This is a genomic window from Natrialba aegyptia DSM 13077 (assembly GCF_000337535.1).
In the GTDB taxonomy this organism is placed as follows: Archaea; Halobacteriota; Halobacteria; order Halobacteriales; family Natrialbaceae; genus Natrialba; species Natrialba aegyptia.
In genome coordinates, this window is sequence record NZ_AOIP01000014.1 from 193,890 (window position 1) to 219,737 (window position 25,848).

General features: G+C 63.7%; 27 protein-coding genes. 10 read left to right on the forward strand and 17 right to left on the reverse strand.

What is annotated here, in order from left to right:
* Positions 1-23 precede the first annotated feature (23 nt).
* The gene (gene yqeC, locus C480_RS03820; RefSeq protein WP_006664303.1) at positions 24-785 is read left to right on the forward strand and encodes a selenium cofactor biosynthesis protein YqeC; all 762 of its coding nucleotides are present in this window, start codon (positions 24-26) and stop codon (positions 783-785) included.
* Positions 786-839: 54 nt separating this feature from the next.
* Here the strand turns inward: yqeC and C480_RS03825 are convergent, their stop codons facing one another.
* Both C480_RS03825 and C480_RS03830 read right to left on the reverse strand, forming a co-directional pair.
* Positions 840-1,544, reverse strand: coding sequence for a molybdenum cofactor guanylyltransferase (locus C480_RS03825; RefSeq protein ID WP_006664304.1), 705 nt, complete (start codon positions 1,542-1,544; stop codon positions 840-842).
* A 57-nt stretch (positions 1,545-1,601) separates the two neighbouring features.
* Positions 1,602-2,186, reverse strand: coding sequence for a hypothetical protein (locus tag C480_RS03830; protein WP_006664305.1), 585 nt, complete (start codon positions 2,184-2,186; stop codon positions 1,602-1,604).
* A 156-nt stretch (positions 2,187-2,342) separates the two neighbouring features.
* On the opposite strand from C480_RS03830, the gene fdhF reads away from it, so the two are divergent.
* Both fdhF and C480_RS03840 read left to right on the forward strand, forming a co-directional pair.
* Complete coding sequence (gene fdhF, locus C480_RS03835) at positions 2,343-4,451, forward strand: formate dehydrogenase subunit alpha (protein ID WP_006664306.1); 2,109 nt, start codon at positions 2,343-2,345, stop codon at positions 4,449-4,451.
* Positions 4,452-4,569: 118 nt separating this feature from the next.
* Positions 4,570-4,995 (forward strand): methylated-DNA--[protein]-cysteine S-methyltransferase, encoded by a 426-nt coding sequence (locus C480_RS03840; protein WP_006664307.1) that lies wholly within the window; start codon positions 4,570-4,572, stop codon positions 4,993-4,995.
* A gap of 376 nt (positions 4,996-5,371) precedes the next feature.
* Here the strand turns inward: C480_RS03840 and C480_RS23725 are convergent, their stop codons facing one another.
* The 6 genes from C480_RS23725 to C480_RS03870 all read right to left on the reverse strand — a co-directional run bounded on the left by C480_RS23725 (position 5,372) and on the right by C480_RS03870 (position 9,483).
* Entirely contained in the window at positions 5,372-5,542 is a 171-nt protein-coding gene (locus C480_RS23725) for a hypothetical protein (protein WP_006664308.1), read from the reverse strand.
* A 33-nt stretch (positions 5,543-5,575) separates the two neighbouring features.
* The gene (locus C480_RS03850) at positions 5,576-5,974 is read right to left on the reverse strand and encodes a type II toxin-antitoxin system death-on-curing family toxin (protein WP_006664309.1); all 399 of its coding nucleotides are present in this window, start codon (positions 5,972-5,974) and stop codon (positions 5,576-5,578) included.
* A gap of 143 nt (positions 5,975-6,117) precedes the next feature.
* On the reverse strand, positions 6,118-6,546 hold the full coding sequence (locus C480_RS03855; protein WP_006664310.1) for a VOC family protein: 429 nt from the start codon (positions 6,544-6,546) through the stop codon (positions 6,118-6,120).
* An 8-nt stretch (positions 6,547-6,554) separates the two neighbouring features.
* Positions 6,555-7,553 carry an ABC transporter substrate-binding protein gene (locus C480_RS03860; protein WP_006664311.1) on the reverse strand — a complete coding sequence of 333 codons (999 nt, stop codon included), beginning with the start codon at positions 7,551-7,553 and terminating at the stop codon, positions 6,555-6,557.
* Positions 7,550-8,578 (reverse strand): ABC transporter substrate-binding protein, encoded by a 1,029-nt coding sequence (locus C480_RS03865; protein ID WP_006664312.1) that lies wholly within the window; start codon positions 8,576-8,578, stop codon positions 7,550-7,552. Before C480_RS03865 ends, C480_RS03860 begins: the two co-directional genes overlap by 4 nt.
* Positions 8,575-9,483 (reverse strand): ABC transporter substrate-binding protein, encoded by a 909-nt coding sequence (locus C480_RS03870; protein WP_049903169.1) that lies wholly within the window; start codon positions 9,481-9,483, stop codon positions 8,575-8,577. The genes C480_RS03865 and C480_RS03870 overlap by 4 nt, the downstream gene beginning before the upstream one ends.
* A 142-nt stretch (positions 9,484-9,625) precedes the next feature.
* Here C480_RS03870 and C480_RS03875 point away from each other — a divergent pair, with 142 nt between their 5' ends.
* Positions 9,626-9,973 (forward strand): cupin domain-containing protein, encoded by a 348-nt coding sequence (locus C480_RS03875; RefSeq protein ID WP_006664314.1) that lies wholly within the window; start codon positions 9,626-9,628, stop codon positions 9,971-9,973.
* A gap of 165 nt (positions 9,974-10,138) precedes the next feature.
* On the opposite strand, the gene C480_RS03880 is transcribed toward C480_RS03875, so the two are convergent.
* Positions 10,139-10,303, reverse strand: a complete 165-nt coding sequence (locus tag C480_RS03880; RefSeq protein ID WP_006664315.1) for a hypothetical protein — start codon at positions 10,301-10,303, stop codon at positions 10,139-10,141.
* Between the two features lie 113 nt (positions 10,304-10,416).
* Positions 10,417-11,283, reverse strand: coding sequence for a hypothetical protein (locus tag C480_RS03885; protein ID WP_006664316.1), 867 nt, complete (start codon positions 11,281-11,283; stop codon positions 10,417-10,419).
* A 174-nt stretch (positions 11,284-11,457) separates the two neighbouring features.
* On the opposite strand from C480_RS03885, the gene C480_RS03890 reads away from it, so the two are divergent.
* The 3 genes from C480_RS03890 to C480_RS03900 are packed head-to-tail and all read left to right on the forward strand — an operon-like array spanning position 11,458 to position 15,266.
* Positions 11,458-12,375, forward strand: a complete 918-nt coding sequence (locus tag C480_RS03890; RefSeq protein WP_193787804.1) for a hypothetical protein — start codon at positions 11,458-11,460, stop codon at positions 12,373-12,375.
* A 6-nt stretch (positions 12,376-12,381) separates the two neighbouring features.
* Entirely contained in the window at positions 12,382-14,091 is a 1,710-nt protein-coding gene (locus C480_RS03895; protein ID WP_006664318.1) for a pyrroloquinoline quinone-dependent dehydrogenase, read from the forward strand.
* A 53-nt stretch (positions 14,092-14,144) separates the two neighbouring features.
* Positions 14,145-15,266, forward strand: a complete 1,122-nt coding sequence (locus C480_RS03900; RefSeq protein ID WP_006664319.1) for a cupredoxin domain-containing protein — start codon at positions 14,145-14,147, stop codon at positions 15,264-15,266.
* Positions 15,267-15,322: 56 nt separating this feature from the next.
* Here C480_RS03900 and C480_RS03905 read toward each other — a convergent pair whose 3' ends face one another.
* Both C480_RS03905 and C480_RS03910 read right to left on the reverse strand, forming a co-directional pair.
* Complete coding sequence (locus C480_RS03905; protein WP_006664320.1) at positions 15,323-16,231, reverse strand: DMT family transporter; 909 nt, start codon at positions 16,229-16,231, stop codon at positions 15,323-15,325.
* Positions 16,232-16,354: 123 nt separating this feature from the next.
* The gene (locus C480_RS03910; protein ID WP_006664321.1) at positions 16,355-16,966 is read right to left on the reverse strand and encodes a nitrous oxide reductase accessory protein NosL; all 612 of its coding nucleotides are present in this window, start codon (positions 16,964-16,966) and stop codon (positions 16,355-16,357) included.
* A 193-nt stretch (positions 16,967-17,159) separates the two neighbouring features.
* Here C480_RS03910 and C480_RS23625 point away from each other — a divergent pair, with 193 nt between their 5' ends.
* A complete protein-coding gene (locus C480_RS23625; RefSeq protein WP_006664322.1) occupies positions 17,160-17,366 on the forward strand; it encodes a hypothetical protein in 207 nt (68 codons plus the stop codon).
* 248 nt (positions 17,367-17,614) lie between these two features.
* Here C480_RS23625 and lrpA1 read toward each other — a convergent pair whose 3' ends face one another.
* Entirely contained in the window at positions 17,615-18,043 is a 429-nt protein-coding gene (gene lrpA1, locus C480_RS03920; RefSeq protein ID WP_006109801.1) for an HTH-type transcriptional regulator LrpA1, read from the reverse strand.
* A 174-nt stretch (positions 18,044-18,217) separates the two neighbouring features.
* Here lrpA1 and C480_RS03925 point away from each other — a divergent pair, with 174 nt between their 5' ends.
* Positions 18,218-19,558: a LolA family protein gene (locus tag C480_RS03925; RefSeq protein ID WP_006664323.1), complete on the forward strand. Its 1,341-nt coding sequence runs from the start codon at positions 18,218-18,220 to the stop codon at positions 19,556-19,558.
* Between the two features lie 156 nt (positions 19,559-19,714).
* Here the strand turns inward: C480_RS03925 and C480_RS03930 are convergent, their stop codons facing one another.
* From C480_RS03930 to C480_RS03945, 4 genes are all read right to left on the reverse strand, one after another.
* Positions 19,715-20,650 carry a thiamine pyrophosphate-dependent enzyme gene (locus tag C480_RS03930; RefSeq protein ID WP_006664324.1) on the reverse strand — a complete coding sequence of 312 codons (936 nt, stop codon included), beginning with the start codon at positions 20,648-20,650 and terminating at the stop codon, positions 19,715-19,717.
* A 3-nt stretch (positions 20,651-20,653) separates the two neighbouring features.
* On the reverse strand, positions 20,654-22,558 hold the full coding sequence (locus tag C480_RS03935) for a 2-oxoacid:acceptor oxidoreductase subunit alpha (protein ID WP_006664325.1): 1,905 nt from the start codon (positions 22,556-22,558) through the stop codon (positions 20,654-20,656).
* 383 nt (positions 22,559-22,941) lie between these two features.
* Positions 22,942-23,721: a PHP domain-containing protein gene (locus C480_RS03940; RefSeq protein ID WP_049903182.1), complete on the reverse strand. Its 780-nt coding sequence runs from the start codon at positions 23,719-23,721 to the stop codon at positions 22,942-22,944.
* Between the two features lie 228 nt (positions 23,722-23,949).
* Entirely contained in the window at positions 23,950-24,891 is a 942-nt protein-coding gene (locus C480_RS03945) for a M48 family metallopeptidase (protein WP_006664327.1), read from the reverse strand.
* A gap of 363 nt (positions 24,892-25,254) precedes the next feature.
* Here C480_RS03945 and C480_RS03950 point away from each other — a divergent pair, with 363 nt between their 5' ends.
* Positions 25,255-25,815: a hypothetical protein gene (locus tag C480_RS03950; RefSeq protein ID WP_006664328.1), complete on the forward strand. Its 561-nt coding sequence runs from the start codon at positions 25,255-25,257 to the stop codon at positions 25,813-25,815.
* Positions 25,816-25,848: the final 33 nt, after the last annotated feature.

Sequence of the window (25,848 nt, forward strand, 5' to 3'; positions counted from 1 at the left end):
CCCCCTTCCATCGTACCGGGCCTATGGTCGCGGACGACTCGCCTCTCACAGTGGCACTCCAGATCGACTCCGGCGTCGTCGCCGTCGTCGGCGCCGGCGGCAAGAAAACGACGCTCTACACGCTGGCGGAACGCGCCACCCGACTGCCGCCGTCGAAAACCGTCCTCACCGCGACCGTCCGTATCCCTATCTTCGACCAACACGTTGGGGCCGTCTCCATCTCGGACGATCCGGTCGCAACTACAGCCAACGCGGATCGGTGGCCTCTCGGCGTCGTTCCGGAGCGAGAGGGCGACCGCTACGTCGGCTACGATCCCGCTACTATCGATGAACTCGCGGCCGCGGACACCGCCGACCTCGTTCTCGTCAAAGCCGACGGCGCGCGAACGCGCGAGTTCAAAGCGCCGGGCGATCACGAGCCGCAACTGCCGCGGGGCACGGACACCGTCGTCCCGATCGCGAGCGTGCAGGCCGTCGGCAAGCCGCTCTCGGCCGAGTTCGTCCACCAGCCCGAGAGAGTCGCGGCGATCACCGATCGTGAACTCGGCGAGGAGATCCGGCCCGACGACGTTGCGCGGGTGCTCGCGAGCGAGCGCGGCGGGTTGAAGGGCGTTCCGGACGGGGCGGCGGTCGTGCCGGTACTCAACAAGGTCGATGACGCGTCGCTGCGAGCGACCGGCGAGGAAATCGCAGCGGCCCTGCTCGATCGCGCGCCGGCCGTCTCTCGCGTCGTGCTCACGCGTTTGATCGACGCCGAGCCGGTGGTGGAGGTCATCGAGTCCTGACTCGGTTGCTCTGTACCCGGTACCGAGAGCGCGCGAGTTCCGATACGCCGCCCGCTAGGCCGAGTCGGCGAGTCGGTCGCGTGCCGCCTCGAACTCCTCGGTCGTGTTGATGTTCTCGAACGTCTCCAGATCAGTGTGGTCGCGTATCTCGTCCGTCTCGACGACGACGTAGTCGAGATCGAACAGGGGTTCGACGACCCGTCGGTCGCCGCGGTCGACGGCGCGTTCGCAGGCCTCTCCCATCGGCTCGGTTCGGTAGACCGCCTGCGTCGTCTGGAACCACTCGTCTTCGAGTCGCGGGACCGCAGCGTCCGCGTCCGCGCTTGCCGCCCGATCGAAAAGGGCCGAGACGAGTTCGGGATCGACGAAGGGCATATCGCAGGCGACGACGGCACTGAATTCGGTCCGCGCCGCGCGAAGTCCGGTCATGATGCCCGCCATCGGGCCGCGGTCGGGGACCGGATCGACGGCGAAGGAGACCGGTGGCTCACCAGCGCCGTCGGAGTCGCCCGCATCGGCCGTGAGTGCATCGTCGATAACGGGCACCTGGTCGTCCCGACAGTTGATGATGAACTCGTCGACGACGGGGCGGAGTCGATCGACGACGCGGCGGATCATGGGCGTTCCCGCGAGTTCGGCGACGGCCTTGTCCTCGTCGCCGAAGCGGGTCGAGTGGCCGCCCGCGAGGATGACGGCCGTCCGCTCGTTCGGCGTGGCGTCCGGTTGCGCTGTACCGCCCGATCCGGTTGCGGGGGACATACACGCGTGTTCGGCGACCGGCAACAAAAGTCCGCGGCCGACCGTCTGAATCGAGCGTTACTGGTCGGTAGTGGCGGCCGAGAGACGCCAGAGCGCCCGGTGAACCATCCACAACTCGCAGTCGGTCGTCGTCGCAATCGATCGACAGCGGTCGAGATACGTCTCGTAGTCGCTCGCCGTTGGTGCGGGCGGGTACGGCTTCGCGAGTTCACCCGCGTCGTAAAGGACGGTCCACTCGCGAGGGCCGAGGACGACGAACTCCTGCGGGGCGAAAAACATGAGAAAGCCGGTGGCGACCGGAACGTCGACACCGTCCAGTGCGGTGAGGGTATCGATCGCAGCCGTCGCGTCTCGCTCCGGGCCGGCGGTCGCATCGACCGCGTCCGCGATAGCAGCCCGGACCGCGTCGAACTCGTTCTCTTGAAAGCGCTCTTCTGCGGCTCGTCGCTCGGCGTCGGGATAGGTGCCGAGAAATCGCCGGTAGTACCACCTGACGACCCAGGCGGCGTCGCGCCACCCGAATGCGTCCGTCTCGAACGCTCGTGGAAGGGTTTCGAGTTGCTCCTGTTCGACGGGATAGAAGGGGTTCTCCGCCCGGTAGTCGGCCGCTTCCGAACGCACCAGGTCACGCGTGAACTCCATCGTGCGACTGTATGGCGCGGGGCGCTGTTAGCGTTCGCCCGAGGTGGTCGCGTTCCACCCCTCGTCTGGCCGCTCGTCTCCAGTGTGGTAGAAAAACTCATGCACACTCGCGTTGTGAATGCACGTACCGCGATTCACCACCGAGCGGAGCATCCAATGTCCAGTGATCAACACCAGACCGACGAACCGGTCACGACGATTTGTCCGTACTGCGGCGTCGGCTGTGGTATCCAGGTTCAACAGGGCGATGACCCGGGTGACGTGCAGTTCATGCCCTGGGGCGACGCGCCGGTCAACGAGGGCCGCATCTGTATCAAAGGCGGCGCGGCGACGGAGGTCGTCGACCACGAGGACCGACTGACCGACCCGCTCATCAAAGACGACAGCGGCGAGTTCCGCGAGGCGACCTGGGACGAGTGCTACGAGTTCATCGTCGATGAACTCGAGCGGATTCGAGCGGCGTACGGTCCGGACGCGGTGGGCTTTTTCGGTTCCTCGAAGACGATGAACGAGGAGAACTACCTCCTGCAGAAGATCGCCCGCCGCTACGGGACGAACAACGTCGACAACTGCACGCGGATGTGTCACGCCTCGACGGTCTGGGCGCTGCGGACGAGTCTAGGCGCGGGCGCGATGACGAACAGTATGGCCGACTTGCGGGCCGAAACCGACGTGTTCTGGATTCAAGGGGCCAATCCGGGCGAGCAACATCCCATTGCGAACAGCCAGTACTTCCGGCAGGCCGTCCTCGACGGCGCGACCGTCATCCAGGTCGATCCGCACGCGAACAAGACGACTCGTTCGTTCCAGATCGACGAGACGGATCGACACATGCACCTCCAGTTGAATCCGGGGACCGACGTTCCCCTGTTGAACATCGTCCTCAAAACGGTGCTCGAGAACGACTGGATCGACGACGAGTTCATCGCGGAGCGAACCGAGGGCTTCGAGCACCTGCGGGAGACGCTCGCCGAGTTCGACAAAGCAGCCGCCGCCGAGGAGTGTGGGGTCCCGCTCGCGGACATCGAACTCGCTGCGGAGAAGTACGCAACGGCCGAGAACGCGGCCATCTTCACCGGCATGGGGATGAGTCAGCACCGTTGCGGCGTCGACAACGTCCAGAACGAGATCAACCTGGCGCTGATCACGGGGAATCTCGGTCGCCCCGGGACCGGCGTCAATCCGCTGCGCGGCCAGAACAACGTTCAGGGCACCTGCGACGTGGGTGCGATGCCGAACGTCCTGCCGGGCTACCAGCTCGTCGACGACGACGAAGCCCGTGAACGCGTCGAGGAAGAATGGGGATTCGACATCCCCGACGAGCCCGGTCTCACGAACGTCGAGATTTCCCACGAGTTCGGCGACGGGATTCGCGGCCTGTACGTCATGGGTGAGAACCCGATCATGAGCGAACCCGATGCGAACCGGGTCGCAGAGCGGATGGAAGAACTCGAGTTCATGGTAGTGCAGGACATTTTCCCGACGGAGACGGCCGAGTACGCCGACGTGATTCTGCCGGCGACGACCTGGGCGGAGCGCGGCGGGACGGTCACCAATACGGATCGTCGCGTCCAGCGCATGCGCGGCGTCGAGAGAGTCCACGAGAACACGAAACACGATCTCGAGATCCTTTCGGAAGTCGGCACGCGACTCTTCGGCGCGGCTGGGTTCGACTTCGATACCCCCGAAGCTGTTTTCGAAGAACTCCGGCAGGTCTGCCCGAGTTATCACGGGATGACCTACGACCTGCTCGGCGAGGAGGGGCTCCACTGGCCCTGTTACGAACTGGGCGACGAAGGTGATCCCTACCTCTACGAGGAGGACTTCGACACCGAGAGCGGACTCGGGCACATCGAGGGTGTGAGCCACACCCCGCCGGCCGAAACGCCGGACGAGGACTATCCGCTGATCCTCACGACGGGCCGCCTCGAGGAGCACTACAACACCGGCACGATGAGCCGTCGGTCGTCTACGCTCAACCGACAGACGCCGGAAAACTTCGTCGACGTGCATCCGGCGGACGCCGAGCGATACGGCATCGAGGACGGCCAGGCGGTCACCCTCACGTCGAGGCGCGGCGAGATCACCGTCGAGGCGAAGGTCACCGACGACACCAAGGAGGGCGTCGTCTGGACGACGCCGCACTTCGCGGCCGCCTCGGCGAACAAACTGACGAACGACGTGCTCGACGACCGGGCGAAGATTCCCGAATACAAAGCCGCGGCGGCTGAGATCGAAGTTGCACTCGAGTCTGACGACGACTAATCCTTGGCGACCGACGACCGACGATCAACGACCGACGACAGAGGCCCACCGATCAGTTTCGGTGTGCGGTCGGCACTTATGCCCACCGGGACCCAAGAGCGACCAACGGAGAGAACCAATGAAACTACAGATTCTCGACGGCGAAATCGCTATCGACGAGTCGAGTATCGCCGAATCGGTCGCCGAAATCCGTACGCAGGTACGCGAGTACGAGCGGGGCGACCGGCGGCGCTTCGACCTCGACGTGGACGTTCCCGACGGGCTAACCGGCGACGTAATGGCCGCGATGATGGCAATCCCCTACGGCGAGACGCGCACGTACGGCGACCTCGCCGCTGACCTTGGAACGAGTCCAGTCGCCGTGGGTCAGGCCTGCGGCCGCAATCCCGTGCCGATCGTCGTTCCCTGCCACCGCGTCGTCGGCAGCGACGGCGCGCTCACCGGCTACTCGGCGGCCGACGGCGTCGCGACGAAGCGCCGGCTACTTGAACTCGAGGCACGCGAGAGCGACGGCCCGGTACAGACGCGATTGCCGACGACGTGACGCTATCGGAGAACTGCTCTCACCTCCCAAGTGATTACAATAATCGGTAAGTACGGACGAAGAACCGACTGGTGTTCATCGCTTCCAGAGTTGTCTGCAAAACACGTTCCGCAGCTTGCTCCATAGCTCAGGTATGTCCACGACCATCACAACACCCGATGCAGACGAGGAATGTGCGTACTGTGGATCGCGTGTCTCTCGACATATATCGACGAGAACAGCCGTATGTCGGGGAATGCGTGTGAATGGCCGCCTGGTGAACGCAATTGTTGAGTGAGGCACATCGTTAGATCAACATGTGGGCTTACCGTCACGTTTCTCCGAATACGGACATGATCTGCGAGGCCTATTGAACAGATTTGGTCAGAACAGGAATCTACTCGTTCTCCAGAGCCGCGTAGATTTCGGCGTGACGGCGTCCGTCGAGTTTTCCCATCTCGAGTGCGATCTCGTGGCGTTCCTCGTCGCTCTCAGCCGACTGATATCGCTCGTACAGCCGGCGGACCTCTTCATCGACCGCTGCCGAGGAGTCAGTACTGGACGCCATCGCTGTATCCTGAATACGCATTGAATCCCTTTATCAGTTGCGACGAGCACACGCTCGGAAGTAGATGACTGCCGTCTCGGTGTCGACCCCGGCTTCGTCCGTTGCAAATCGGTGCAGTAAGGCGCGAATTTCGTTGCCGTATTCGAACGTATACCCGTTCAGCATATAGAAGACAACCACTGTTCGGAGTGCAGTTCGTTTGTTCCCATCGACAAACGGATGATTTGCAACGAGGAGTCGCATCAAATGCACTGCTTTTTCGTGACGTGTTTGTGGGACCTCCCCGAAGAACCCCTCTGACACGTACTGAAGTGCGGATTCAATCGCGTCCTCCGACCGAACGCCTGGTTCCGTATTGTCGCCTTCCGCAACGATCTGCTCGTGGAGATCGAGAATTAGTTGCTCGGAGGGATACCCGATATCGTCAGTCACGCTCCCAACTCTCTCGGGCCACCCGATAGTAGTTTCTGATGAGTGATCTTCCCTGTCAGTACTGTCTAGTTACGCGATTCAGGCATGCGTGGGCGTTCTGTGCAAACTGTTCTATGACACCCTCGGCGAAGTGAGAAACCACCTTACCCAACATCGTCGTGCGTCAGCAGCGGCCGCTCGCGCTCGCCCGCCGGCGACTCGTAGGTGATCACCTCGAGCAGGTTCCCGTCCGGATCGAGGAAGTAGAACCCCTCGAACTCGTCCCAGTCGTACGGCCCCTGCTTCGGAAACTGGCCGCCGAGTTCAGCCGTCAGTCGCTCGTACTCCCGTCGATCGGTCTCGAAAGCGACGTGGGCCTTGTCGAGCGGGTGATCCAGGCCGCGCTCGTCCCAGCCGTCGGCGCGACCGGTTTCGGCCAGCGTGACGACCGTCTCGCCGACCTGGAACATGGCGTGTTCGCCTTTGAAATCGGACGGCTCGCGGCGGACGTCGAGCCCGAGTTCATCGCGGTAGAACTCGTAGCAGGCGGTGAGGTCGTCGACGTCGATGTTGATGTGGTCGACTGCGTGCATGGGTATCCTCAGAGCCGCGGTTCCGTTTCCGACTCGGCGACGCGCTCCGCGTAGTTCCCGATCACCTCGTCGTCCGCGTCGATGAACTCGTTCGTCCAGACCGCGTCGGGATCGATCTCGCCCTCGAGCAGGTCCGTCTCGGCGAGCGTCCGGCCGAGCGTCCGCCAGCGCTCGCCCTCGTGCAAGCCCCACCCTTCCGCCCGCGTCCGGTCGGTGAACTGGAGGTCGGTCGCCGCCGTCTCGAACTTGCGCCGCTCGACGGGTCGATTCCGCTCGAGCGTCGCGTTGCGTTCGACGAGCACGTCGATCGCCGCGTCGGGATCGTTCGTCGCGGCCGCCCAGCCGCGGGCCGTCGCCCGGAGGAAGGAGCGGACCGTCTCCGGCTCTGCGCGGGCGAACTCGGGGTCGGTCACGATGGTCATCCCGTAGATGCCGAGGTGGTCCCCGATTGCGAGTTCGTCCGCCCGCCGGTCGTGTTCGCGCTCGAGTTCGTAGCCGTTCGTGACGACGCCGACGGCGGCGTCGACGCGCCCATCCAGGAGCTTGTGCTGCACGCGGTGGTGGGTGTGATCGTCGACGCCGAGGAGGTCGACCTCGTCGCGGATACCCGCGTCTTCGAGCAACTGGGCCGTCAGGATGCGCGTTTTGGTCGCCGACGGCGCGACAGTCCGGCCCGCGAGTTGCGAAGGTTCGGTCAGCGCCTCGCCGAACTCGTCCCGGAGGGTGTAGATCGCGGCGGGCGTCTTGCCGGTGACGGCGGCGACGGCGAGCGGGTCGAGCCCACGGCTCTGGATCGAGAGGACGGCGCTCGCGCCCGCCAGCGCGAACTCGGCTCGGCCTCGGGCGGCCTGCTCGGCGGCGAAGGGCGAGCCGTGGCCCTCGACGAACCGCACGTCCAGCCCCTCGTCGTCGTAGAAGCCGCGATCGCGCGCGAGGAAGTAGGGGGCCTGAAAGCCGTTCGGCTCCCAGTTGAGTTGGAAGTCGACGGTCGTCGTGTCCGGCGTCATTGCGACGGCACCTCCAGTCGGAACAGGTCGTCCGGAATGTGGTCGACGCCGAGCGCCTCCGGGCCGGCGACTGCGAGCAGGTGGTCGAACAACTGTTCCATCGCGTCGACCGTCTCCGCGTTCCACTCGGTGACGACCATCTCCCGCCAGTGATCGCGAACGCCGCGAACGACGGCGGGGTCGTTCTCGTGCATGAGTCGGTCGCCCAACTCCGCCCAGAGTTCATCGTCGGTCTGCAGGCGTTCGACGGCGTCGGCGTACGCGCGCTTGAACCCCCGGATGGCTTCGGGCTGGTTTGCCAGGTAGTCCTCGCTCGTGAGGAACGTCGAGATGGGCAGCGTCCGCTCGACGCCCGAAAGCCGCTGGACGAGTTCGGCCATCGGGATCGCTTCGCGGTAGGGACCGGGTTCGACGAGTTCGGGGATGAGTTGCCAGAACTGGAGGGCGGCGTCGACCTCCCCCTCGCGCAGCAGTCGGGTGAGTTCGACCTTCGAGCCCGCCTCGACCGACGTGGCTTCGGTTTCGGGATCGAACTCGTTGAACTCGCGGCAGGCGGCCCGTGTGAAAATCCAGTTCTTGTCGAGCCGGCGGACGACGCCGATGCGGTGGCCGGGGAGGTCGGCCAGACCGTCGATCGGCGAACTCTCGGGGACGACGAGGCCGCCGACGGTTCGGCCGTAGGGATGGAAGGCGACGATGGGTGCGCCGCCGGCCCGCTCGCGCGCCGTCGAGATGTAGTCGATGTCGATCAGATCCGCGTCGCCCTGGTGCAGTTTGGCCTCGACCGTTTCGAGGCCGTCCTCGAGTTCGTCCGAGACGAGTTCGACGTCGAGGTGGAAGCCGTGGTCGTGGTCGAAGCCGTACCGCTTGATGGTGTACAGCATGTAGCGGGGGCTGCCGTTGTGTTCGAATCGGGCGCGCAGTTCCGGAAGCTTAATCCTGGTCGCGTCGTCGCTCTCTGTCCGAGCGGGAGCGTCGTGGAGTTCGTCCAGTGCCGCTTGCTGGGTTTCGATGTCGCTAGTCATTGGCTCGAGGGGGAAACGATCGTCCTGATGTCGGCCCGGTCGTCGATCAGTTCTCGGTCCTTCATCCACTCGAGGTGGCCGTCGAGTTGGTCGGGATCGGCGAGTTCGGGGACCTCGTACCGGGGAACGGTCACCGATTCGCGAACGGTTTCGAGGTTAACGCCATCGAAGAGGTCCGGTGCGATCTCGGCGTCCGACTCGAGCATCGCGAGGTACTGCTCGCGGAAGGCTTGCGGGTCGTCGTTGATCGCCTCGACGGCGCGGCCGTAGGCTCGCATGAAGGCGTCGAGTTCGTCGCCGTCGAGTGTCTCGGTGCCGACGATACCGATGTGGTTCTCGAAGGCGAGGACCCGCTCGAAGCCGAGGTGATCGGCGAGGGTGCTGTGTGGATCGAGGAGCGTGATGGCATCGATGTCGCCGTCGCGGAGCGCCCGCAGCCGCTCGGTCGGCATGCCGAAGTGTTCGAGTTCGATTTCGTCGGGGTCGACGTACTCTTCGAGCGCTTTGATGGCGGTGTACTCTTGGCCGGTTCGGCGATTGACGCCGACGGGGGTACCGGCGAGGTCGGCGGGAATGTCGATCGACGTTTCCGGCCGCGTATAGAGGCTATACGGGAGGTCTGCGAACGTTCCGTGGGCGACGATTTTGCCGTCATCGAGCGACCAAGTGCGTCGGAGACTCTCCCACTTGCAGACCGGGTAGAGGTCGACGTTGTCGTCGCCCGTCAGCGTCCAGTCTCCCGGGACGTACTTCCAGTCGACCTGTTGCCGGTCGCGTTCGACCAGTTCGATGTCGAGTCCCTCGTCCTCGAAGTAGCCACGCTCGGCTGCGACCCGTTGTGGCAGCATGAACGAGAACGGGAGGTGAAAGATGCGCAGTGCACTCTGCATGTCACTCGATGCCATACAATATGTGACGGCAACGGGCGGCATAAAACGTTTCTAGGGATGGTTTATATGCCTGTTAGCGGCGAATACAGTCATCGCTGGCTGAAGTAAGATTCACGTATCGCACTCGCTGAGCATACAGGTAACGGCAACTGATATCATGGACCACATACAGACGGCCGATGTCACCGCCGAGGAGGTTGCGGACGGCGTCTATCTCGGCGATCTCTCGATGGGCGACCGGGCGAGCATGAAATACTGGCGGATCGAACCGGGCGCGACGTTACCCGCCCACGAGCACGACAACGAGCAGATCGGCTACGTGCTGTCGGGAACGCTGATAGCGATCGTCGAGGGGGACGAGGTCGTTCTCGAAGAAGGTGACGCCTACCGGTTTCCGAGCAACGAGTATCACGGGGCTGAAAACCGACGCGACGAGCCGGCGATCGGACTCGGCGTCCTCGCACCGCCGCGACAGCAGCCGGACTGGCGGACGAACGTCGACTGACGAACGGATAGCATAGAACGCCGCTCACTCCTCAGTGGTCGGTCCATCCTGCTCACGACCGCAATCTGACGCCGCGAACGGGTGAGACAGCAGGCGCTCACTCGACTATCGCCAGTAACACGACGACCCCACCGATGGCCGAGAGACACCCGCTGAGTAGTTTCGTCAATGTGACTTCCACTCGGCCGGTTCGACGGTCCCGGCCGACCGCGTACTCCCGATGGCGTCGAGTTGCTCGTGAAACCGAGTGATCCCGTAGGCGTGTCGTACGCCGAGAAGTCCGAGTCCCACTAGAACAGTGCCAACCACGATTCCGCCGATCGCGACCATAGCCCTACGCTTATGCTGCTAGTTTAAAAGCTCTCGTTCTCCAACCACTCTCTCCGCAGTTCCGAACCGAGGTCTCAGCCGCCCAAACGCCGCGGGTATCGCGCCAAGGGACATCAACGATTCCCGCTCCCCGGACCCGGAATCCACGCGAGAACTGAACTCGTCTCGGAAACCGCCGTAGAGACGAGCACCCGATCGCAGTCCCGGCAAACCCGTTCGATACCGACTTGCGGCCGACGACAGCAGTGTTCGTCCCGCTCGACGCGCCGGGAGAGCGGCCCGCCACAGACGGGACACCGGTCCCGAAGTATCCGCAGGCCGGTGAGAGTCGCTCGCCGATCCGCGGTGTCGACTGCGTCCCAGCCGTCGAGTCGCGATTCGAGTTCACGAGCGGCGGCGACGTCGGCGGCGAGGGCCGCGTCCGACGGCCACCGGACCAGTTTTTCGCCGTCGAGTTCGACGGTGCCGACGCCGCGCCGGGTTGCGGTCTCGGCATCGAACGCCGCCGCCACGGCCGCCGCGTCGACGGTGACGGATCCGTCGTGGTCCGTCCCGGAGCTACCAGCGATGGTCGACAATCGGTCGTCCCACTGCGTCGCAAATCCCGTCGTGAGTCGCGGTCCGTCCGCCCTTTCCTCGATAACGCCGGCAGCCGAAAGCGCGCGAACCGCGCTCTCGAACTCGGCGGTGTCGATCGAGGGCTGCCGATCGGCCGCCGTTCCGACCGCCGCATGAACTCGATCGGGGAGGTATCGCCGCGTAAGGGTCGGCGTACCGGGGAGTAGGTAACCCCGAAGCGCGATGATCCCGAGGAACGCGACTAACGCGACCGCGCCGACCGCTTCGGAGATGGCGACGCCGAATCCGACCGCGCCACCGAGTGCGATGGCGACGTTTCCGATCGTACACGGGAGACAGCGATTCGCGCCCGTATACTCGGGCCGCCTGAGCCGCGAAAACGCATCGGGTAGTCCGGCCATTACCGATCACTCGGGTACCGCTTCGTGCCGAACGGGGAATATACTTGTAGTACGTTCGACATACTGTCGGGATATGATGGCATTATTTCGAACCTATCCGACTGAGACTTAGATAGCACGCCACCTGTTCGAAGTCTTTGATAATGATTATTCGTTGGTATGTGGGAGAAAACCATGTGTGGTGAGAACATGACGCATGCAAATGCGAAGCGGGAGATCTCAGGCGCGGACCAAACGAAACTGGCGATGCAACTCGGTGCGACCGAGGTATCCGATCGACCGGTAACGTGGAGCGACCTGGCGGGACGAATCGAACCGGACCGATCGCCGACGCTCGAGGCCGCCGGCGCGACGATCCGAACTGAACTCGCGGAGCGACTCGACGGCGAAGTACTCGAACGCGAGCGAGACAGGCTTGCGGCCCGGATCGAGCGGCTTCCCGAGGTTCGGGAGACCGGCGTTCCGAACGAGCCCCACGGTTGTTACGAGGCGGTGGCCGATCCCGGCTGGCGGCTTTACGAGCACCTGGCGGAGGGCGAGTTCTTCGAGCGTCTCGACGAGACGCTGCCGCGATTTACGCCCGGACACATCGAGCGCACCGCGCGGGAACTGGTACTGACGACGCCGCTTTCGGCGGCGCTCGACGATGTCGGGTTCGACGAGTCCGAGAAGACGGCGTTGCTGATCGCCGTCGCGAACGACGCCGATCGGCTCGCCCGGTGGGTGCCGTCGAACCAGATTCCGGACGGCGTCGAGTTCGATACCGAAACCGTGCCCCCTCTCCACCGGCGCGCGATGGGCGGGGCGCTGCTGTGGATTCGCGGACTCGACCGGCACCTCTGGCAAAACGAGGTGCTCGTCACCGAGGAAGTCCTCGACGCCGCTGTCGCGCACACGAAGACGATGCTGGGCGGCCTGTTCCTGTCGGCGACGGCCGCTTGCGATATCGCCACGACGGGGCGGCTCACGGACGAACAGGTGACCGCCGCGTTCGCGGCGGGGACGGCGGTACAGATCGTCGGGCAGGAGGAGCTGTTACACGAGGTGTTCTACGTTACCGACGAGACGCGCGCGCCGAGCAAACTGAGGTGAGTACGCATGGCACTTCGCAACGACAGGGCCGTTCAGGCCGCACGCGACATCGAACTGACCGAGATCGAAGACGGCTACACGCTCGTCGGCGGTCCCGACGACTCCGTCACCGAACAACACGACACCGACCGGATTCCGGAGGTCGACGTCGACCAGGAGATGCTGAGCGGGACCGGGGAGGACCCCGAGTCGTGGCTCATGTACGGCGGGAACTACGAACAGCACCGAGCGACGACCGCCGACGTCATTACGCCCGACAACGTCTCCGATCTCGAACTCGAGTACGAGCTGTCGGTCGGGACCGGTTCGAGCATGGAAGGGACACCGATCGTCGTCCCGGGCGATCCGCCGATCATGTACCAGACCAACGGACCGAATCACATGAAGGCGATCGATCCCCGCGAGGGGGAGGTCCTCTGGAGTTACACCTACGCGCCGCCGATCGGCGTCGAACTCTGCTGTGACGACAACAATCGCGGGGCGGCCGTCCTCGGCGACACGGTGTACATGACGACGCTCGATTCGGGGATCGTCGCGCTGAACCGGTACACCGGCGAAGAGGAGTGGCACACGCAGACGGCGGACCACGAGGTCGGCTACTCTGCGACGTGGGCCCCGGTGATCTACGACGGCACACTGTACACGGGCAGCGCCGGCGGCGAGTACGGCGTCCTCGGATTCATCGCCGGCCTCGACGCCGAAAGCGGTGACATGCAGTGGAAGTGCGACACGCTGCTCGAGGACGAGTGGGTCGGCGCGAGCCGCGAGCACGGCTGCGGGACGAGCTGGATGACGCCGACGATCGACGAGGACCGCGGCGTCCTCTACTCGCCCGTCGCGAATCCGGGACCGGACTTCGACGGGACGGTCCGTCCGGGGCCGAACTTCCCGACCTGCGGTACGCTCTCGCTCGACCTCGAGTCCGGCGAGTTCAACTGGGGCTTCCAGAGCAGTCCGCACGACGTCTGGGACTACGACGCGGCGGCTCCGCGGGTGCTGGTTCCGGACGTGTCGGTGGAGGGCGAGTCGATGGATCTCGTCGTCGGCTCGGACAAGTCCGGCTGGGTGTACATGATGGACGCCGACTCGGGCAAGCTTCACGAACGCAGCGAGGAGATCTGCCAGCACATCAATATGTGGGAGATGATCCCGCACATCAGCGAGGACGAGCGGGTTCCGTTCGTTCCCGGCGCGCCGGGCGGCAACGACTGGCAGCCCCCGTCGTACAATCCGGCGACGGGGCTGGTGTACGTTATCCACCAGAACTATCCGCAAGACCTCTACTGGCGGTACGAAGAGTACGAGGCCGGCCACCCCTACTGGGGCGGGAACCTCGACGATCCGGCATCGGAGTTCCCCGACGAATGGAACGGTGCGATCACCGCCTTCGCCGCGGTCGATCCGGCGACGGGCGAGCGCGTCTGGCGCGACTGGATCGAAAGCGAGGACGACCACTACATGTGGGGCGGTTCGCTATCGACCGCGACGGGACTCGTATTCAACGGCACTCAGAACGGTAATTTCGTCGCCTACGACGGCGAGAGCGGCGACCGACTCTGGGAGTACGAGTTCGACGTGCCGATCAGCGCGTCGCCGATGAGCTGGTACGATCCGGGCGAGGAGAAACAGTACGTCGCCGTGCAAGTCGGCGGCAGCGGCTGGCTCCGCCAGGGGCCGCGCGGCGACACGCTCGCCGTGTTCTCGATGGACGGCTGATCACGATTACGAGTACGAGTACGAATACGAATACGATTCAACAGACTCCAACCATGACGAACGACCAACGCTCACGCGACGACGTGTCCCGTCGTGGCGTACTGAGGGGAACAGCGGCGATCGCCGGAACCGCGGCGACGGCCGGGACCGCGGGCGCGTATCGCGACGAGATCGACTTCCGACTGCCGGCCACGCAGAACGACGGCGAGGGGCGAACGCTCTCGCTGCTCGGCATCGTCGGCGGCTGGGTCGGCGTCGCCCCGGCCGAACTCGACGGGAAGTCGAACCCGACGCTACGGCTAATCGAGGGCGAAGAACACGAGATCGTCTGGACGAACGGCGACGGCTCGAACCACAACTTCACCGTCGCCGACGAGGACGGTGAGGTGATCGAAGCGACGGACTTCGTGGACGAACAGGGCGAATCGCTCTCGTTTACGATCACCGCCGACGAGGAGATGGCCGAGTACTACTGCATGCCGCACCCGGTTCAGATGCGCGGTCCGATCGAACTGGTCGACGCGGCCGAGGTCCACGAGCTACGGGTACGAGTCGAGGACGAGAACGGCGAACCGCTCGGCGCGGAGGTGTTCGTCGGCGATCACCACTCCTTCTCCGACGTCGCCGCGCGGCCGGGACAGGAGGCGGAAGAGAGCCCGCCGTCGGTCGCCCGCTTCGACATGCTCGAAGACGGCGAGTACGAACTCGAGGTCTGGACCTACGGTCACGAGCGGGTGACCGACACGGTAGCGATCGACGGCGACGATCAGGAAGTCACCGTCACGCTGCCCGCGACCGAACCCGGCGACCCGACCGAAACCTACGCGCTCCGACTCGAGGAGGGACAGTGGGTCGGCGTCGGACCCGACGAGATCGCTGACGAATCGAATCCGACACTCGAGTTCGAGGCGGGTGAGACCTACGCGATCGAGTGGGAGAACGCGATCGGTCGCCACCAGCCCGAGGCGGAGAACAGGTCGATGGAACCGCTGCCAGGACACAACCTCGTGCTTGCATCCGGCGGCGAAACCAACCAGTGGAATACCCTCGTCAGATCGGACTTCCTCGATGAGAGCGGCGAGACCCAGACCGTCGAGTTCGTCGCCCGGGAGGAGATGGGAGTCTACCTCGACCAGTCACAACTCGATGCGATCGGCGAGGTTGCCGTCGAGTAGTTCGGAGCCGCGATCGTCACACGGCGGGTGCCCAGACCCGCTCCCGCTTTGATGGGTTATCCCGGCGTCGGCTCGCGTCGTCGCTCGCGCTCGATCGTCGTCACGTAGATGCCGGCGAGAACGACGAGGCCGCCGAGTACCGTGATCAGATCCGGGACCTCGGTCAGCAAGGCGAGCGCGAGCACCGTCGCCCCGACGGGTTCGCCGAGCCAGGCTACGCTGACGACGACCGATTCGAGGTACTCTAACACCCAGTTGACCACCGTGTGTCCGAACACGCCGGGGCCGATCGCCATGCCGAGAAAGAGCAGCCACTCGCGGGCCGAATACGCGACGAAGTCGTGGCCCTGGACACCGACCAACGCGACCAGCGTCGCCGCACAGGCCGTATAGACGACGGTCACGTAGGGAAACAGCGAGACGCGCTGGCGGATCGATCGCCCGGCGAGCACGTAGCCCGCGACGGTGACCGCACCGAGGACTGCAAGCGCGTTCCCGTACATCGTCGCGTCCGAGAGCGGTGCTTCGCCGGCGTCGCCGAGCGACATCGCCGCTGCCCCGACGATCGCAATCGCGAGACCGACCACTGTTTCCCGGGAGACGCGCTCGCCGAGGACCAGCCCCGCGCCGAGCGCCACGAACAGCGGTTGGGTCTGGACGAGCGTCACGCTCGCGGCCACGCTCGTGTGATTCAAACTCTCGAACCAGGCCGCAAAATGTACCGCGAGCGCGACGCCAGCAACGACCGCAAATCCGACGTCGCGCCGAGCGAGACGACCGAACTCGTCCCGGTGCCGATACAGGGCGATCGGCGCGACCAGCGCCGTCGTAAACACCACGCGATAGAGGGCCGCGACTGAACTCGGGGCGTGACTCCAGCGAACCAGGATTGCACTGGTGCTCGCGGCGAAAATCGCGAACGCGAGCGCGGCGTAGGGCGTCACTTCGAGTTCGGACGAGCGCACGTCGTGTCGACGGTTTCGAACATCCAAACGTGTTCCGGATACGGTGCGGCGAGAGGTGGGTGGTGGGGGCGGGAGTGGGGCGGGAGGTGAGAGCGGTGGGCGGGAGGCGGTATGGTGGGTCGGTCAGGGCTCGTCGGGGACGCGTCTGCCGCGATAGATGCGGGCGATCTCGCGGTCGACGGCGGAGAGTTCGATGATATCCTCCTCGGTTAGCGCTTCGGCGTCCCACTCGTCGAGGTAGGCGACGGCGTCTTCGCGGGCGGCGAACGGGCGAGGGTTGAGTCCCATCGGCTCGTTGTCCACGCCGTCCTCGTCGGTGACGAGCACGAAGTGGGCGTCGGTGGCGTCGATCAACTCGGTCGTTCCGAAGTTGGTCGTCCAGGCGTCGCTGACCGGCGATTCGACGGGCGGAGCGGCGTAGTAGGCGAACAGGCAACCCGGCGTATCGAAGACTGCGCCCTCGCCGTTCTCGTGTGCGAGTTGGCTCTGCCACCGCGCGTAACTCGTCGGTTTCATGTTACATACGGCACAGTGCTGGTCGTCGGTGAACGGAATCGACTCCCCGCCCGGATGGTCGATCACCCTGTCTGCAAACGGATGCTCGTCATCGTCTTCCCCCTCCGCCCCGTTGTCACCGAATTCGCCGAGACAGCCGGCGACGCTGGTGGTAATGCCGATCCCCAGCGCACCGAGAAATCGGCGTCTCGAGGGGTCTATTGCCGAAGGCCCAGTCATAGAAGCGTATATTCATCGCGCCCTCAAAACGGACGTGGTTCACCTTTCGAAACCACCCCTGCGGCGTAGCCGACCCCGTTCGAGTCGGGTGTGCCCACTGAGCGACGTGATGGTCGACAACCCAAGTGTTGACGCGCTGTCGACGGGATATCGCGACGAACGTTCATCGTAGCGACCGGTTCTCTGTGAGCCGTTGTTCGACTACTGGACCGAGGAGGTCATCGGCGACTTTCGAACCATTCGCGAGGACTTCGGCACGGAGAAAGACGACCCGACCGACTCGACAGCACCCATCCACCTGCTCCTGAACTCGTCGACGGCTCGACCGGACTCGCCACACCACCACTCATTACCGGTGGCCTCGCCGTTTGCTCGCTCGTTGTCTCCCTACTCGGGATAAACACAGTGATCCTTCTGCGGGATCGGTTCGAACGCCGATAACTGAGTCTCGGCCCGAGCAGTATCGCATACTGCTCACCACGATCGATCAATACGACGACCGTTCAGCAGGAAGACACCGGATAGACTCACCAGAAACGATTCCGCTCGTGTCCACCCCACGACGCCACCCGGCCACCCCCACCGCCGAACGCAGGCTGCGGTCCCGAGGCCGAGACACAGCGATGCAATCAGTGCAGTCCGATCGTCCTACTTGAGTCGCTCCTGCAGAAACGAGGGATGGGCCGCGGTAACGCCCTCGATCTCGAGCAGCGTCGACGAGATGAACTCGCCGAGCGCGTCGCCGTCTTCGGCGCGGACCTCGGCCATCAGCATGTGGTCGCCACTCGAACTGTACAGCGCCTCGATCTCGGAGAGGCTCTTGAGTTCTTTCGTCACCTCGACGTAGCGCTCGCTCGCAACGTCGAGTCCGACCAGTGCAATCGTCTTGCTCGAGAGCTTCTTCGGATCGATCTCGGCGGAGTAGCCGACGATCACGCCCTCGTCTTCGAGTTGGTTAATATACTTTCGAACCGTCGGCTTCGAGACGTCCGCCCGTTTGGCGATTTCGGCGTACGACGCCTGGGCGTCCTCCTCAAGGGCCTCGAGAATACGGTCTTCCGTCGCCTGCGTACTCATAGTAGACACTTTTGCTCCGATGGGAAAATATCTTTTGTATACGAAAACGTCGGATTGCCTAGCGGAACGTCCCGGCTCGCGGCCCGATGCGGCGTTTCATCGGCGCAGACGCACTCGATCGATTTAGAGACAACTCATCGGTGAAATAATAGGGGAGGCCGATTAATTCCCGCTATGTCCCCTCGTGACGACGATCGTGCGCACGTCAGCCCACGACTCGTACTCGCGCTCGGATTCATCCCTCTCTTGCTCCTTACAGCGGGCTGTACCAGCCCCTTTGCCGACGACCTCTCCGCCGACACCATCGAAACTGAACTCGACGAGGCGACGCCGCCCGACGAGTTCAGTGCGACGGTCGAGGTTCGCGAGGTGATCGACGGTGAGACGAGTACGGAGACGGAGACCGTCTGGTTGCGCGCGGACGGAGCGAGTCGCGTCGAAACGGACCCGGAGGCGGGGTCGGCGGCAAATGAGACTGGTGTCCTTGTCGTTACCGACGGTGACACGCGCTGGCATTACGACCGCGAGACCGAGACGGTGACGCAACTGGAACGAGATCCCAATGCGTCGTCCTGGCTCAAGGGTCTCTACGCCCAGCAAGATCGCTACATCGAGGCCTACGATATCGCCGACGTGACGGAAGCCAGCGTCGACGGCCGCGACAGCTATCGTGTCACGTTTGAACCGCCGGCAAACGAGACGGTCGAACAATCGCTCGACATCCTCGTCGGGCAGACGGAGTACGCCGTTCCGCTGTCGACCAGTGAACAGCCGACAGAACGCGGTGTCGACCGCGTCGAGGTCTGGTTCGACCAGGAGACGATGTTTCCCCTGAAACACCTCGTCGAGGGCGAAGAGGGTGAACTCGTCCTCGAGACGACGTATCGCAATGTCTCCGTCGATCCAGAGCCCCCGCTCGACGACGACTTGTTCGAATTCGACCCGCCGGCGAATGCGAGTTCTGACACCGATACCGACGCCGAAAACCCGGATTCCGATTCGGGGCCGTCCGTTGAGACCATCCCCGACAACACAACAGAAGACAGTTCGAACGGTGACGGGGGAGAAGAAACCCCGAACGACAGCGACGACAATACCGACGGCGCAGCAATCGCTCTCCCGTCGATCGATCACTACGACTCCATCGCGGCTGCCGACGAAACGGTCTCGTTCCCCGTCGTTGAACCACCGTCGGACTCTCTTCCAGCAGCAGTCGACCGCGAGCGCATCAGCAGATACGAGTTCCCGGACGAGGACCGCCGGCAGGTGACACTGCTATACGCCGACGACGATACCGGCGGCACGATCTCGGTAACGACCAGCGACGGGCCTCGGACGTTCGCAATGGACGGCTCCGAACTCCCGATCGGCGATGTGACGGGATCGATCGCCCACACCGACGAGGGAACCGAACTCCAGTGGGCCTGCGGCGAGCACTACCGCTCCGTGTTCGTCAGCCACGAGTTCGAGAACGGGACGGCGATCGAACTCGCGCGGGCGATCGGCTGTCAGTAGGAGGACAGCGATTGCCGGCGCTTTTGTCTGGCATCTGGTGGCTGGTATCGAAGTGAACTCGGCTCTCGGCTCTCGGCTCTCGGCTGGACGAGCCCGCAACTGAGCAGCTGTGAGTCGCGCGCAAAAATCGGAATGCGTCGAATCGCGATCCTCGCGTTACGTGTGACGCTCGAGGAGGTCGTAGCTGCGCTCCCACTCGGCGTCGTCGTCGAAGTAGCGCTCCGCGAGGGGCTGGTCGGGCATCTCGCCGACCGCCTTCTTCTCCTGGGAGTACGACGGTCGGTCCTCGTCGACGTAGTACCGGCCCGTCAGAACCGTCCCCTCGTTGAGGACGTTCTCCGTTTCGCGCATCATCTCGGCGGCTTCCGCCCGGTCAGTGGTGTCGAACTCGTAGTCCTCGGACTCCTGGACGTCGATGTAGGGGACGTACTGGCGCGCGTCCTTGTTCCAGGTCGGACACTGCGTGAGGAAGTCGATGTGGGCGAACCCGTCGTGCTCGATGGCTTCCTTGATGATCTCTTTGGCCTGGTTCGGGTTGACCGCGGCGGTGCGGGCGACATAGCTCGCACCGGCGTTCAGCGACATCGACAGCGGGCGAAGCGGCGTCTTCGCGCTGCCGGACGGCTGGGTCTTTGACTTGTGGCCCTTGGGGCTGGTCGGGGAGGTCTGGCCCTTCGTCAGCCCGAAGATCTCGTTGTTGAACACGATGTAGGTCATATCGTGGTTCTCTCGGGCCGAGTGGATGAAGTGGTTGCCGCCGATCCCGTAGCCGTCGCCGTCGCCGCCGGCGGCGATGACTTCGAGTTCGGGATTGGCGAGTTTGGCGGCCCGGGCGACGGGCAGCGCACGGCCGTGGATCGTGTGGAAACCGTACGTGTCGAGGTAGCTGTTCAGTTTGCCGGAACAGCCGATCCCGGTGACGGTTAGCACTTCCTCGGGCGTCTTGCCGGCTTCCGGGAGGGCCTGCTTCAGCGCTTTGAGGACGCCGAAGTCGCCACAGCCCGGACACCAGGTCGGCTGCGGTTCGATACCGGGCGTGTACTCGTCCCGGTCGATCTCTCGTTCGTCTCCGATTGCGTTGAAAGCACTCATTGGTTAGTCACCTGCAGCGGGTTCGATTCGTACCTGTGCAGTCGGTTCGCGGTCCTCGTCGGCGAGGTTGACCTCGTATCCCTCGACGATCTCCGCTGGTTCGAACGGATTGCCGTTGTACTTGAGCAGGCTCGTGAGTTTCTCGCCGAAGCGGCCGAGTTCCTTCTGGAGCAGGCCGCGGAACTGGGCGGTGGCGTTCATCTCGACGACCATCGCCTCGTCGACGCTCTCGACGAACTCGGTCACTTCCCGCTCCGGGAACGGCACCATGTCGGAGACGCTGAGCCCTTTGACGGAGTGGCCGTTCTCGTTCAGCCGCTCGATGGCTTCCTCGACGGCTCCCTGGCTCGAGCCCCACGTGATGATGCCGTACTCGGCGTCGTCCTCACCGAAGTAGGTCTGGGTGGACTCGCGTTCCTCGTCGAGTTCCTCGCGAATGGACTCGAGTTTCTCGAGGCGGCGGTCCATCTGGTGGACGCGGTTGTCGGGGTCCTCGCTGATGTGTCCGACCGGGTTGTGCTCGTTCCCGGTCGCGAGGTAACGCCCGTCCTTCTGTCCGGGCAGCGAGCGCGGCGCGACGCCGTTCTCGGCGTCCTCGTGGTTGAACCGCTTGAACTTCCCGGAGTTGTCGTGTGCGGCCTCCCGGAGTTCTTCCTCGGTCAGCGTCGAGCCCAGATCCGGCGACGGTTCGCGGTCGAAGAACTCGACGTCGACGTTGGTGTTCTCGCCGGAGAGCTTCTGGTCGTAGATGATGATCGTCGGGATCTGGTAGTCCCAGGCGATGTCGAAGGCCAGTCGCGTCTGCTCGTAGGCCTCCTCGATGCTCCCTGGTGCGAAGACGACGCGCTGTGAGTCGCCCTGACTGGTGTAGAGGACGTGCTCTAAGTCGCCCTGTTCGGGCTTGGTCGGCATCCCGGTCGACGGACCGGCGCGCATGGCCTCGATCAGGACGAGCGGCGTCTCGGTCATCTCGGCGAGACCGAGCGGTTCGCTCATCAGCGCGAAGCCGCCGCCGGAGGAGCCGGACATGGCCTTCACGCCGGCGTGGCTCGCGCCGACCGCGAGGGCCGCGGCGGCGATTTCGTCTTCGACCTGCTCGGAGATCCCGCCCATGTCGGGGAAGTTCTGACTGAGGATGGTGAACACGTCCGTCCACGGCGTCATCGGATAACCGCTGATGAACCGACAGCCGGCGTCGATGGCACCGTAGGCGATCGCGTTCGAACCCGAGAGCAGCGCCTGCTCGGCGTCGTGTTCGCCCGTGGGCGCTCGGAGGTCGTGGTCGAACTCGTACTCCTCGTTGACGCTGTCGTAGGCCTCGTGGAGGATCTCGATGTTCGCTTCGAGCACGTCGCCGCCCATGGCGTCTTCCATGAGGTCCTCGATGTGCTCGAGTTCCATGTCGAGCAGTGCGGCGGTCGCGCCGACGCCCGCGGTGTTGCGCATGACCTCGCGGCCGTGTTCCTTGGCGAGTCCGCGCAGGTCGAGCGGGTAGACGTGCCAGTCGTTCTCTTCGGCGCGCGCTTCGAGGTCGAGGGCCTCGATGTCGTCCTCGCCGATGAGCCCCTCGTCGTAGATGATGACCCCGCCTTCGCGGAGGTCATCCAGGTTCTCCGAGAGCGGCTTGATCTCCTCGTTGCCGTAGTAGGCTTCTTCCTGCGGGTTACGGGCGAACGAGTCCCCCAGTGCGAGCAGGAAGTTGTAGCCGTCCCCGCGTGACTGTACCTCGTGTGCTGCGGCCCGGATCTCGACGTAGGTGTGGCCGCCACGGATTCGCGATGGGTAGTGGCGGTGTGTGAATACGTTGAGCCCCGAACGCATCAGCGCTTTCGCGAAGTTCTGGCTCGTCGAGTCGATCCCGTCGCCGGAACCTCCCGCGATTCGCCAGATAAGTTCGTCGTCGCTCATAGCTAAATCAGTGGCCGGTGGGCCAACCGTAGCGGAGATTTGCCCCACTTACCCTAAAGCCTTTGCTATAGATTAACAAGGATCTATCGTTAAGAATGTGTGCTCGCCGGCCGATCTCTTACTAACAATAATTACTGTAGTGGCAAAAACGTACAGAAATGTCCATCTTTTCGACTACACTGACCACCCAAGCGTGTGTGAAAAACGATAGTCACTCGTACTGAAACGAACACGTTTGGGTCTATCTACTCGGGTGTTTTTTGCGTCTCAAGTAACGGATATCGAGTTCCTTTGTCGGCGTTTTCACTCCGGTCATGCTGACTCATCTCGACCGACCTATTCTCATTCAGATAGTTCGACGCGAGCATCAACCTCCCATTTCATCACTCTCGAAGGGCGACCGGTTCGACGAGTTCGAGTTCAGACTCCGCGAGGAACTCCTCGAGAAACGCGGCCCGATCACCGATCTCGGCCGGGCGGTGCGAATCCGTTCCGACCGTGATCGGAACGTCGAACTCACGCAGCGTTCGGCTGAACTCGGGTTCGGGATGAACGATTTCCGCGTCGGTCAGCGCGCGGCCGGCGTTCAGTTCCGGGACGGTTCGCGAGTTCGCAAACGCCCGTGCGACCCGCCGGTAGTGGTCCGTCGTCGCGCGGCCGCGCAATGGCGGCGTGCGTTCGACCAGGTCGACGTGGGCGGCGATGTCGAACAGTTCCGACTCGATCAGCGAAACGAGCGTCTCGAAGTACTCGTCGACGACGGCGTTCAGTTCCTCGGCGGACAGTTCGTCGAACAGCGATGGCACCTGGACGTTCTTGCCGGCGACGGCGTGGACGCTTCCGAGGCTGTAATCGAAGTCGGCCTCGGCGAGAAACGCCTCGATTGCGGCCTCGTCGCGCGGATCGTAGTCCATCTCGACCGCATCGTAGACCGGGATCGATGTCGTTTCGCGAACGCGTTCGATCGCCTGCCGTCGACGCTCGTAGGTCAGATCGAGGTTGAACCCGTGGAGGTTTCGCATCGCCGCCGCGGATTCCCGCTCGGCGACGTTGCAGTGGTCGGCGATGCCGATGCCCTCGAGCGGAGTTTCGTCGGCGGCGCGGACCATTCGCCTGAGAAAGCTTCCGTCCGAGTAATTCGAGTGGACGTGAAGGTCCTTCATACGTGGTCCACGCAGGACGACGAGTTAGGTGTTGTGCCCGGGTATCAACGAACGGTTTACACGCCAAACCAGTTACTACCCGATAAGCGGTAAGTACAGGTGGGCGACGTATCGTAATACGATATGACTTATACGTCAACTGGCAAAAGCAGCGTGCAACAGTCAGAGGACACACGACAGTTCCGTTTGTTTCACCAGAGCTACTTCGGACCGGCATCCCGACTCCGGTCAGGCAGCCACCGACCGAAGCTGCTCGAGGCGCACCTCAAGCGGGGGATGCATCGCACGAAAACCACCCGGATCACCGTCTTCGTCGAGTGTCGGCAGGACGTTGACTGCGCTTCGCGACCGAGTGTGACGGAGGTCCATCGCTGGTCGTCGCGAGCGACGCTCAGCGAGGCGCTCGAGAGCTGACGCGAGTGTGCCCGGATTGCCGGTTGCCTCGACTGCAGCTCGATCCGCAGCGAGTTCACGGCCGCGAGAGAACACCCCCAGACCGACGAGCGCGACGGCCATGAGCGTCCAGCCGAATGGATCGAATTGCCACTTCTCGTCCTCGTCGTTCTCGTAGACGAACTCGGCGGCGAACAGCGGGACGAGTAGCCACGAGGTCAACTGCAGATCGTCGTTCCCCACATGTGCGAACTCGTGGGCGAGCACGGCCTCGATTTCCGTCTTCGAGAGCGTTCTGACGAGTCCTCTTGAAACCACCACGAACGGCGTCCCCTGCCGTCGAATGGCGACGACGGGATCAGTCGGTCCGTACGTCGTGTACGCAAGTGGTTCATCCGACGGATGTAGTCGGACCTCGGGCGTAACGACACCAAACTGTATGCCAAGTCGCGTCGCCGTAGCCTCGAGCTTCCGGGCCGTTTCGGCGTCGACTGCGTCGGCGCTAACAGTTTCCTCGAGCAGATGCTGTCGCTCTCGCCTGATTGTGTGGCCGATGACGAGTGCAAAGCAGGGGAGGGAAAGGACGGAGCCGGCGGCGAGCGCCCACAGGAATCGCGTCTCAGTGAACTCTAGCAGCCCGAGTTGCATCGGGAGGACTATGAGGAACGCTGCAACGAAGACCGTGACCGTATATGCGCTCACGAGCAACGCCCCGACAGTGATAACGGCCGCGAGAATGGCACGGACGGCCAGACCGATTGGTCCTGTCAGTCGCATATCAGGCCATCACCCGGCGAAGCAAAAAACAGTTCGACTCCTAATCATTCTCGTCGGTGGAAGTACTACTGCTCTCAGTCTGTGCCGCATATGCGCCCTGTCTTCATCACGACTTCTCGAAGAGATCCACTGATTGACAGGATTCTCGGCGGTCAATAAGCACACCTACTTATCGGACGATTCACTTCTAGTGTGGGCATGATTCCCACAGTGGGAAGAGTTCTATAATGCCGTCGATGTGTCCGGTATCCGATCCCGATCAGCGGCCGACGCGCGGGCATCTCGCCCGCTGCGCTTCGCTCGCTTCGCTCGTCGCCGTGTCGGACGGGACAGTTATGTTTCTCTTGGCCGAACGACCGACGGATGGTATCTCGTCACTGGCTGTACTTCGGCGGCTTCGCGATCACCGGGCTGCTATTGGTTGGCACCGGTTTGCTGGGACTTCTGGACGCCCTGTCGGTGATGGCCGACGGCGCGTCCTACAGCGAGGAGTTCGTGGTGCTTGCGATGCTCGCGGAAGCCCGCGAGTGGGTCGTCGTGACGCTCGTCCTCGGCCTGCTCGCGACGGCGTTTCTCGGGGCGACCGTCGCCTCCATCCTGCGACACGCGTCACTTCCTCGCAGCGACCGACTGGTCGCTCTCGTCGAGCGACTCGAGTACCGGTATCCGATACTGCGGCAGTTCGACGCCTCGCAGCGAGTCGAACCGACGACCGAAGACCGCAAACAACGGCTCAAAGAGCAGTACGTCGCAGGCGAAATCAGCGACGGCGCGTTCGAACGCGAGATGGCGCAACTGATGGACGATCCTTCGGATGCGAACGCGAACATGAACACGAATGCGAACGCAAATGTGAACGCGAACGCCGACGCCAAGACGAACTCGCGGTCGAAATCCGCGACGGAAATCGATCTCGAGGAGTGAGCACGAGAGACGAAACACCGCCCGACGCGTGCG